This window comes from Kitasatospora griseola, from assembly GCF_014648555.1.
Lineage (GTDB): Bacteria > Actinomycetota > Actinomycetes > Streptomycetales > Streptomycetaceae > Kitasatospora > Kitasatospora griseola.
On sequence record NZ_BMRI01000001.1, the window covers coordinates 1 to 8,617 of the forward strand.

The 8,617-nt window shown below is 70.5% G+C and carries 10 protein-coding genes; all 10 read right to left on the reverse strand.

The features are described 5' to 3' along the window. A partial coding sequence (locus tag IEZ12_RS00005) for a DivIVA domain-containing protein (protein ID WP_189270193.1) occupies positions 1-500 on the reverse strand: 500 nt, incomplete at its 3' end. 46 nt (positions 501-546) lie between these two features. After that, positions 547-837, reverse strand: a complete 291-nt coding sequence (locus IEZ12_RS00010; protein ID WP_033216891.1) for a YggT family protein — start codon at positions 835-837, stop codon at positions 547-549. Between the two features lie 77 nt (positions 838-914). Then, positions 915-1,532 carry a cell division protein SepF gene (locus IEZ12_RS00015; protein WP_043913476.1) on the reverse strand — a complete coding sequence of 206 codons (618 nt, stop codon included), beginning with the start codon at positions 1,530-1,532 and terminating at the stop codon, positions 915-917. A 192-nt stretch (positions 1,533-1,724) separates the two neighbouring features. Continuing rightward, entirely contained in the window at positions 1,725-2,513 is a 789-nt protein-coding gene (locus IEZ12_RS00020; protein WP_229847094.1) for a YggS family pyridoxal phosphate-dependent enzyme, read from the reverse strand. Beyond that, the gene (gene pgeF, locus IEZ12_RS00025; RefSeq protein ID WP_189270194.1) at positions 2,510-3,244 is read right to left on the reverse strand and encodes a peptidoglycan editing factor PgeF; all 735 of its coding nucleotides are present in this window, start codon (positions 3,242-3,244) and stop codon (positions 2,510-2,512) included. Before pgeF ends, IEZ12_RS00020 begins: the two co-directional genes overlap by 4 nt. Next, positions 3,241-4,458, reverse strand: coding sequence for a cell division protein FtsZ (gene ftsZ, locus IEZ12_RS00030; protein ID WP_043913478.1), 1,218 nt, complete (start codon positions 4,456-4,458; stop codon positions 3,241-3,243). Before ftsZ ends, pgeF begins: the two co-directional genes overlap by 4 nt. Before the next feature lie 332 nt (positions 4,459-4,790). Further along, positions 4,791-5,564: a cell division protein FtsQ/DivIB gene (locus IEZ12_RS00035; protein WP_189270195.1), complete on the reverse strand. Its 774-nt coding sequence runs from the start codon at positions 5,562-5,564 to the stop codon at positions 4,791-4,793. Beyond that, positions 5,557-6,663 (reverse strand): undecaprenyldiphospho-muramoylpentapeptide beta-N-acetylglucosaminyltransferase, encoded by a 1,107-nt coding sequence (gene murG, locus IEZ12_RS00040; RefSeq protein ID WP_043913480.1) that lies wholly within the window; start codon positions 6,661-6,663, stop codon positions 5,557-5,559. The genes IEZ12_RS00035 and murG overlap by 8 nt, the downstream gene beginning before the upstream one ends. 6 nt (positions 6,664-6,669) lie before the next feature. Beyond that, positions 6,670-8,028, reverse strand: coding sequence for a putative lipid II flippase FtsW (gene ftsW / locus IEZ12_RS00045; RefSeq protein WP_189270196.1), 1,359 nt, complete (start codon positions 8,026-8,028; stop codon positions 6,670-6,672). 139 nt (positions 8,029-8,167) lie between these two features. Continuing rightward, positions 8,168-8,617: glutamate ligase domain-containing protein (locus tag IEZ12_RS37425; RefSeq protein ID WP_308430971.1), on the reverse strand; the 450-nt coding region annotated here is incomplete at its 5' end.

Genomic DNA, 8,617 nt, shown 5'->3' on the forward strand with positions numbered 1-8,617 from the left:
CCGCCCATCGGCTGGACCAGCTGCTGCTGGCCGCCCATGGTCTGGCCCATCTGCTGCTGCATCGGGTTGCCCATCGGACCGCCCATCGGGCCGCCCTGACCGGCGGGCAGCTGCGGCGCGCCGGACGGCAGGCCGAGCGGCTGGTTGCCCATCCCCTGCTGGGGGCCGGCGAGCTGCTGCGGGCCGCCGAGCTGCTGCGGACCGGGGCCCTGCTGCTGGCCGGGCACCGGCGGACCGGATATGGCGGCGGGCACCGGAGCGCCGGGTCGTCCGCCGTCCTGCGGAGCCTGCTGCTCCTTGCGCATGTTCGCCTGGTTCTGCGCGGCGGCACGCGTGGCGGCAGCCAGCTTGGCGCGCAGGTCCTCGTTCTCGCGCAGCAGGCGGGTCAGCTCGGCTTCGACCTCGTCGAGGAAGGCATCGACCTCGTCCTCGTCATAGCCTTCGCGCAGCCGGACGGTCGTGAACTGCTTGTTCCGAACGTCCTCGGGGGTCAATGGCATCTCTTCACCTCAACGTGATCGTCGGACCGGCATCCTGTCGCATCGTTCAGAACGACAGGCGCTGCACGAGCGAGATCAGGACATACACAATGATCATCAGTACGAAGAAGGACAGGTCGAGCGCCACGCCCCCGAGACGCAACGGCGGGATGAATCGCCGAAGAAGCTTGAGTGGCGGATCCGTGACAGTGTACGTGGCCTCCAGCACCACGACCATGGCCTTCCCAGGACGCCACGATCGAGCGAACTGGAAGACCCAGTCCATCACCAGCCTGAAGAGCAGGATCAGCAGGAACACGGTCAGCACCCAATAGAGCACCGAACCGAAGATCCCCATCACTTCTCCCTCTCCCTGACCGGCAGTCCGTCAGTGACGCACTGTCAAACTGATCCACACAGAAAGTCGTGGCCGGGTCAGCTCTGGTTGAAGAACCCACCCTCGGCGATCCGAGCCTTGTCCTCCGCCGTGACATCGACGTTAGCAGGCGACAGGAGGAACACCTTCTGTGTCACGCGCTCGATACTGCCGTGCAGACCGAAGACCAGTCCAGCCGCGAAGTCTACGAGCCGCTTGGCGTCCGTGTCGTCCATCTCGGTCAAATTCATGATCACGGGCGTGCCGCCGCGGAACTGTTCACCGATCGTACGGGCCTCGTTGTAGGTGCGAGGGTGCAGCGTGGTGATGCGGTAGGGCTCTCGTTCGTTGACGACCTTGGGCATGATCACCGGGGTGCTCTTCTCCAGATTGCGGTGGCGCTCGGATGTGATGGACGACACGGGAGCCATCCGCGGCTGCTCCTGTCGGATCGGGACCGCGGCGGGCACCGGCTGGGGGGCGATGTGGGCCACGGGCGCCGGCTGCGCGGGGGCCGCGGCGGCGGGGTTCGCGGACCGCAGGTCCTCGGTGCGGCCGGTGCGGATCGGCTCCGGGTCGGTGTCGTAGTCGTCGTCAGGGTCGTACCCCTGGCTGTCGTAGGTCTCGTCCTCGACCAGGCCGAGATAGACCGCCATTTTGCGCATCGCGCCGGCCATGCTGCTGTCTCCTCCGCTCATGCGCCCACCGTTCACCTGCGGACGCCGTGATGGTCACGGCCTGTCAGGCCGACGGTCCGTCAGACCGCGGAGGTGTGCGCTCGGATGCGATCCACGGTTTACCAGCAGACTGATCATCTGCTAGGTTCTGTCCTATTTTGTCCTGCAGTCTGATCTACTTACTCGGTGACGTTACCCGAGCGGTGACCGCACTCCGAGTACCGCCGTACCGACGCGTACATGTGTCGCTCCGGCGGCGATCGCCTGCTCCAAATCTCCGCTCATCCCTGCCGAAACCATCGTGGCAGTCGGATGCTCGGCGCGTACGGCGCTTGCGATTTCCGCAAGGCGCGCGAAGGAGCGCGCGGGGTCGCCCGCCAGCGGGCCCGCGAGCGGTGCGACCGTCATCACACCGTCCAGTCGCAGCCCGGGCGTGTCGGCGATCTTCGCGGCCAGCGCGAGCACGTCGGCGGGCGCGACGCCCGCGCGGTGCTCGCCCTCGCCCGCCTCCTTGTCCAGGGCGACCTGCACCAGGCAGCCCAGCGGCGGGCGTTCGGCGTTGTGCACGGCCGCGGCCAGCGAGTCGACCAGGCGCTCGCGGTCCACCGAGTGCACCAGGTCCGCGTAACGGACCACCGAGCGCGCCTTGTTGGTCTGCAGCTGGCCGACGAAGTGCCAGGTCAACGGGAGGTTGACGCAGCGTTCGGCCTTCGGGGCGGCGTCCTGGTCGCGGTTCTCCGCGACGTCGGTGACGCCCAGTCCGGCGAGGAGTGCGGTGTCCTCGGCGGGGTAGGTCTTGGTCACCACGATCAGGGTGACCTCCTCGCGCGGGCGTCCGGCGGCGGCGCAGGCGTCGGCGATCCGGCGCTCGACCACGTCGAGGTTGGCGCCGAGTTGGTCGAAGCGGGCGCGCTGGGCGTCCGTCAGGGCGGCGGCGAAGTCGGCGCCGCCGGGGAACGGACCGAAGATGTCGTTCGTCATGAGAGTGGAGGTCCCAGCCAGACGTAGCTCGCGAGTCGGCCGGTCCGCTGCTCCCGACGGTAGGAGTAGTGGTCCGGAGATTCCAGGGTGCAGACAGATGATCGCACCAGGTCGTGCACGCCCGCCTCGGCGAGTTGGGCGGCGACACCGGCCTGCACGTCCAGGGCGGGAGTGCCCCAGGAGGTCTCCGACCGAGCGGCCGGGACGAGTGCGGCCACCTCGGCGCGCATCGCCTCCGGCACTTCGTAGCAACGGCCGCACACGGCGGGGCCGGTGGCGGCGAGGATCCGCTCGGGGCGGGCCCCGAGTTCACGCATCGCGGCGACCGCCGCGGGGACCACCCCGGCCGCCAGGCCCGGGCGCCCGGCGTGCGCCGCGCCGATCACTCCGGCCTCCGGGTCGGCCAGCAGCACCGGCACGCAGTCCGCGGTGAGCACCGCGAGGGCCAGCGGGCGGTCGGTGACCACCGCGTCCACCGTCGGTGCGTACCCGTCCGGTTGGCGGTCCGTCACCACCTCGACGTCCGCGCCGTGCACCTGGTTCATCCAGACCACATCGGCCGGGTCCAGTCCCAGTTCGCGGGCCGCGAGGAAACGGTTCTGCTTCACAGCTTCGGGCGAATCGCCCACCGCGCCGCCGAGGTTGAGCTCCCCGTACGGCGAGGTGCTCACCCCGCCCCACCGGGTGGTGGAGGCGAAGTGAGCACCGTTGCGAAAGGCCGTACGAATCACTTCAGGAAGTCCGGCACGTCGAGCTCCTCGGCGGGGCTCTCGACGTAGGGCTGGCGCACCGGCTGCACCTGCGGCGGCACCGGCGGGGCGGTGGTCACCGGCGCCGGGGCCTCGGACGGGCGGGCCGGCTCCTCGGAGCGGGTGACCGAACCGATCGAGCCGTAGGACGGACGGGTGGCCGGCCGCTCCGGGGCGGACGAGCCGCTGCTGCTCGACGTCGAGCTGGACGCCGACTTCACCACCGGCTCGCGGACGATCGCCGGCGGCTGGCCGCCGTCGAAGCCGGCCGCGATCACGGTGACCCGGACCTCGTCGCCGAGCGCGTCGTCGATGACCGCGCCGAAGATGATGTTCGCCTCGGGGTGGGCCGCCTCGCTGACCAGCTGGGCCGCCTCGTTGATCTCGAACAGGCCGAGGTCGGAGCCGCCCGAGATGGACAGCAGCACACCGCGGGCGCCGTCGATCGAGGCCTCCAGCAGCGGCGAGGAGATCGCCATCACGGCGGCGGCCTTCGCCCGGTCCTCGCCGCGCGCCGAGCCGATCCCCATCAGCGCCGAACCGGCGTCCGACATGACCGACTTGACGTCGGCGAAGTCCAGGTTGATCAGACCCGGGGTGGTGATCAGGTCGGTGATGCCCTGCACACCGGAGAGCAGCACCTGGTCGGCGGAGCGGAACGCGTCCAGCACCGAGACCTGGCGGTCGGAGATCGACAGCAGCCGGTCGTTGGGGATCACGATCAGGGTGTCGACCTGCTCGCGCAGCGAGGCGATGCCGTCCTCGGCCTGGTTGGCGCGGCGGCGGCCCTCGAAGGTGAACGGGCGGGTGACCACGCCGATCGTCAGGGCGCCGAGCGAGCGGGCGATGTTGGCCACCACGGGCGCACCGCCGGTGCCGGTGCCGCCGCCCTCGCCGGCCGTCACGAAGACCATGTCGGCCCCCTTGAGGACCTCCTCGATCTCCTCGCGGTGGTCCTCCGCGGCCTTCCGGCCGACCTCCGGGTTCGCGCCGGCGCCGAGGCCGCGGGTGAGCTCCCGGCCGACGTCGAGCTTCACATCGGCGTCGCTCATCAGGAGGGCCTGCGCGTCGGTGTTGATCGCGATGAACTCGACGCCCTTGAGCCCGACCTCGATCATCCGGTTGATGGCGTTGACTCCGCCGCCACCGATGCCGACGACCTTGATGACCGCGAGGTAATTCTGGGGTGCTGCCACGTCGGGGCCTCTCGCCTCGAATTTCCGGGTCGGCGCCCCTGGAACGAAGGCCGACGGATGTCGATGGGTGGGAAGCGCGTGGTTCCAACCCGAACCCTAAACTTGAGGTTGAGGGTTATCGCTGTGCCGGTGTCAGTTCGTTGTCGAGCACAGCTCGTTGACACAGGACAGTAGGTCGCAACCAGCGCGTGTTTCAACGAACACGCCGAGCTTCCCTTTTTCTTTTGAGCCTATGTGATCATCGACCCCCCGGTGAAACCGGGGTGACCATCAAGGGTCGGACCGGAGCCTCGGCTCCGTCAATACCTCCCCCGGGCAGAGAACTTACCGGATCAGCCGGACACCGCCGGGGCATCCGGCGCACTCACGTCGTAATTCGACGCCTTCCGGCCGAGCAGGGCCGTCAGGATCCGGGCCTTGCGCGGGGTTTCCTCGGCGCTGCCCCAGCGGACCGTGGCGCCGGAGGAGAGTTGGAGGCGGATGTCGTCGTACGAATAGACCGTGAGCGAACCGGCCTGCTTGGCCACCTCCGAGGGCAGGCCGGCGGCCACGGTGATGGCCGAACGGACCAGCGTGGGGCGGTCGATGACGGACAGTGCGTCGTTCGCGGGTTGGCCGAGTTGCAGCGCCACCACGGGAACGCCGGACGGCGGCTGCGGGCCCGTGGCGAACTCCACACCCAGCGCGTCGACCTGGACGAAGCGGCCGTCGTCGGCACGGACCGCCGCCACCGGTTGACGCTCCGTCACCTTGATCCGCAGGGTGTGCGGCCAGCCGCGCCAGACCTCGACCCGGGCCACCCGGGGCACCTGGCCCACCAGTTGCCGGGCCCGGTCCAGGTCCACCCGGGCCAGCGGGCCCTGCGCGGTGGAGCCGAGCGCGCGCTCCACCTCCTCCTGGCTCAACTGCCCGGAGTCCAGGCCCTGGACGGCCACCCGGCGGACGTCGAGGGCGGCGGAGAAGAACACCGTCCAGCCGAGCCCGCCGAGCACCAGGACCGCCAGCGCCAGCAGTACCAGCACGCCCCGGCGGGACAGTCGGAGCCGGGGCGGACGGGTCTCGTCGCCGTCCTCCCCGAGCTCCTCCTCGTAGTCCTCGTCAGCCACGACGCCGGCCGCCGCGGGCGGCCTCGATCGCCTCGTACACCATCTGCACCAGCAGGTCGTCCGCGTCCCGGCGGCCGAACTCGGCGGCGGAGCGCGACATCTCCCACAGCCTCGCCGGGTCGGTGAGCACCGGCAGCACGTTCTTCAGCACCCAGTCCGGGGTCAGCTCGGCGTCGTCCACCAGCAGACCGCCGCCGGCCTTCACCATCGGCTGGGCGTTCAGCCGCTGCTCGCCGTTGCCGATCGGCAGCGGCACGAACGCGGCCGGCAGGCCCACCGCGGCCAGCTCGGCCACCGTCATCGCGCCGGCCCGGCAGAGCATCATGTCGGCGGCCGCGTACGCCAGGTCCATCCGGTCCAGGTACGGCACCGCGCGGTACGGCGGCATGCCGGGGATGTCGTCGATGGTCGGCAGCTCGTTCTTCGGGCCGACGGCGTGCAGGATCTGCACGCCGTACTGCTGGAGCCGGGGCGCGATCGCCTGCACCGTCTCGTTCAGCCGGCGGGCGCCCTGCGAGCCGCCGGACACCAGCAGGGTGGGCAGGCGCTGGTCCAGGCCGAAGTAGTGCCGGGCCTCCGGGCGCACCGTGCCGCGGTCCAGGGTGGCGATGGTGCGGCGCAGCGGGATGCCGATGTAGCGGGAGTCGCGCAGCTTGGAGTCCGGGGTGGAGACCGCCACGAAGTCGCTGTAGCGGGCGCCGATCTTGTTGGCCAGGCCGGGGCGGGCGTTGGCCTCGTGCACCACGATCGGCACCCCGGCGCGCTTGGCCGCCAGGTAGGCGGGCATCGCCACGTAGCCGCCGAAGCCGACCACGGCGTCCGCGTTGACCCGTTCGATGACCTCCTGGGCGGCCCGCACGGTGCCGCGCAGCCGGCCCGGGACGGTGATCAGCTCGGGGGTGGGCTTGCGGGGCAGCGGCACCGCCGGGATCAGCGCCAGCTCGTAGCCGCGCTCCGGGACCAGCCGGGTCTCCAGGCCGCGCTCGGTGCCGAGGGCGGTGATCCCGATGGACGGATCGTGCCTGCGCAGCGCGTCCGCGAGCGCCATGGCCGGCTCGATGTGACCGGCGGTCCCGCCGCCGGCGAGTACGACATGCACCGAAATTCACCGCTCCCTGCGCGACGACCCGGGGGCCTTGCGCGCTGTGGTTTTCCTACCTGGCACCACCCGGTCCAGGACGGACCCGAACCGGGAGTTGGCCCCTTTTCGCCATCGGCGGGGCCGGGCAGCCAGCGCTGCCTTCGCCACCGGAGTGCTGCGCGCGAAGCACAGCAGCAGCCCGATGGCGCACATGGCCGACAGCATCGCGGAACCACCGTACGAGAACAGCGGCAGCGGGACGCCCGCGATGGGCAGGAGTCCCAGCGCCGACCCCAGGTTGACCACGGCCTGAGCCATGATCCACGTGGTGGCGGCGCCCGCCGCGTACCGGACGAACGGGTCCGTGGTGCTGAGAGCCACACGGATACCCGCGTAGCCTAGTGCCGCGAAGAGCGCGAGCACCGACAGCGTCCCCACCAGGCCGAGCTCCTCGCCGGTCGCTGCGAAGATGAAGTCGGTGTGCGCCTCCGGGAGTTGCCCCCATTTCTCGACGCCCGCACCGAGTCCGGATCCGAACGGTCCGCCCGCGGCCAGCGCGTACAGTCCGTGCAGGGCCTGGAAGCAGTCCAGGTTCGGGTCCGGTTTGGTGACGCCCACGCAGGCCAGTCGGCCCAGCCGGTGCGGCACCGTGATGATCAGCGCGGTGCACGCGACCACCGCGATGCCCAGGGTGGCGGCGAACAGCCGCAGCGGCGCGCCGACCATCCAGAGCAGGCCGAACAGCATCGCGACCAGCACCATCGTGGTGCCCATGTCGCCGCCCAGCATGATCAGCATCATCAGCACGACCGTGCCGGGCACCAGCGGGACCAGCAGGTGCTTCCACTGGTTGAGCATGTGGGTGCGCTGCTTGCGGGCCAGCAGGTCGGCCGCCCACAGCAGCAGCGCCAGCTTGGCGAACTCGGACGGCTGGATCTGGAAGAACCCCAGGCTGATCCAGTTCCGGTTGCCGTTGATCCGCACCCCGATGCCGGGGATCGTCACCAGCACCAGCGCCGCCACCACTCCGAACAGCAGCGGGTACACGGCGGTCCGCAGCACCCTGATCGGGGCCCTGGTCAGCACGACGGCGATCGCACCGCCCAGCAGCAGGGCGATCAGCTGCTTGCGGAAGAAGAACGTCATCGGCAGCCCGAAGTCCACCACCACGCTCTGCGAGGCGGAGAACACCATCACCAGCCCGAGCACCACCAGCAGCAGCGCCGAACCGAGGATCAGGTAGTACGGCGTCAGCGGACGGGCCATCAAGTACCCGAACCGCTCACGCGCTGCGCGCACCCGCGCGACGGGGCCCTCGGACTTGAAGGTGGTCGTGGTCGCCGAGACCAGTCGCAAGCGCGGCTGCTTCTCGCTGGGCGGCACGTCCGTCTCCTTCGTCGTTTCGGTGGCTGCGCGGACAGCGGGCGCGGGGCACTGCGCGCAGCGGAAGAGCACACAACCGCAAGATCGCGCCCCCTGGCAATGACTTGCTCGTGGGCGCGACCTTGCGGTGTGGTCCGGTTCAGAGTCCGCGAACCGCTGCGGCGAACATGTCCCCGCGCTCACCGTAGTTGGTGAACATGTCCATCGACGCGCAGGCGGGTGCGAGCAGGACGGTGTCGCCCTTCTGCGCTGCGGCGGCAGCCACGCGGACGATCTCGGTCATCGCCTCCGCGCCAGTCTTCCCCGGCGCGGGTTCGAACACCGGGACTTCCGGGGCGTGTCGCGCGAGCGCCTCGCGGATCAGTTGGCGGTCCTGGCCGATCAGGACGGCCGCGCGCAGGCGCGGGGCCGCGTCGGCGACGAGTTCGTCGAAGGTCGCGCCCTTGGCGAGGCCGCCGGCGATCCACACCACGGGGCGGTACGCGGCCAGCGAGGCCGCCGTCGCGTGGGTGTTGGTGGCCTTGGAGTCGTCCACGTAGGTCACGCCGTCGATCTCGGCGACGTGCGCGATCCGGTGGGCGTCGGGCGT

Coding starts and splice junctions, on each gene's coding strand:
- IEZ12_RS00010 (WP_033216891.1), bottom strand. CDS start 837: ATGGGGATCTTCGGTTCGGTGCTCTATTGGGTGCTGACCGTGTTCCTG.
- IEZ12_RS00015 (WP_043913476.1), bottom strand. CDS start 1,532: ATGGCCGGCGCGATGCGCAAAATGGCGGTCTATCTCGGCCTGGTCGAG.
- IEZ12_RS00020 (WP_229847094.1), bottom strand. CDS start 2,513: ATGACGAACGACATCTTCGGTCCGTTCCCCGGCGGCGCCGACTTCGCC.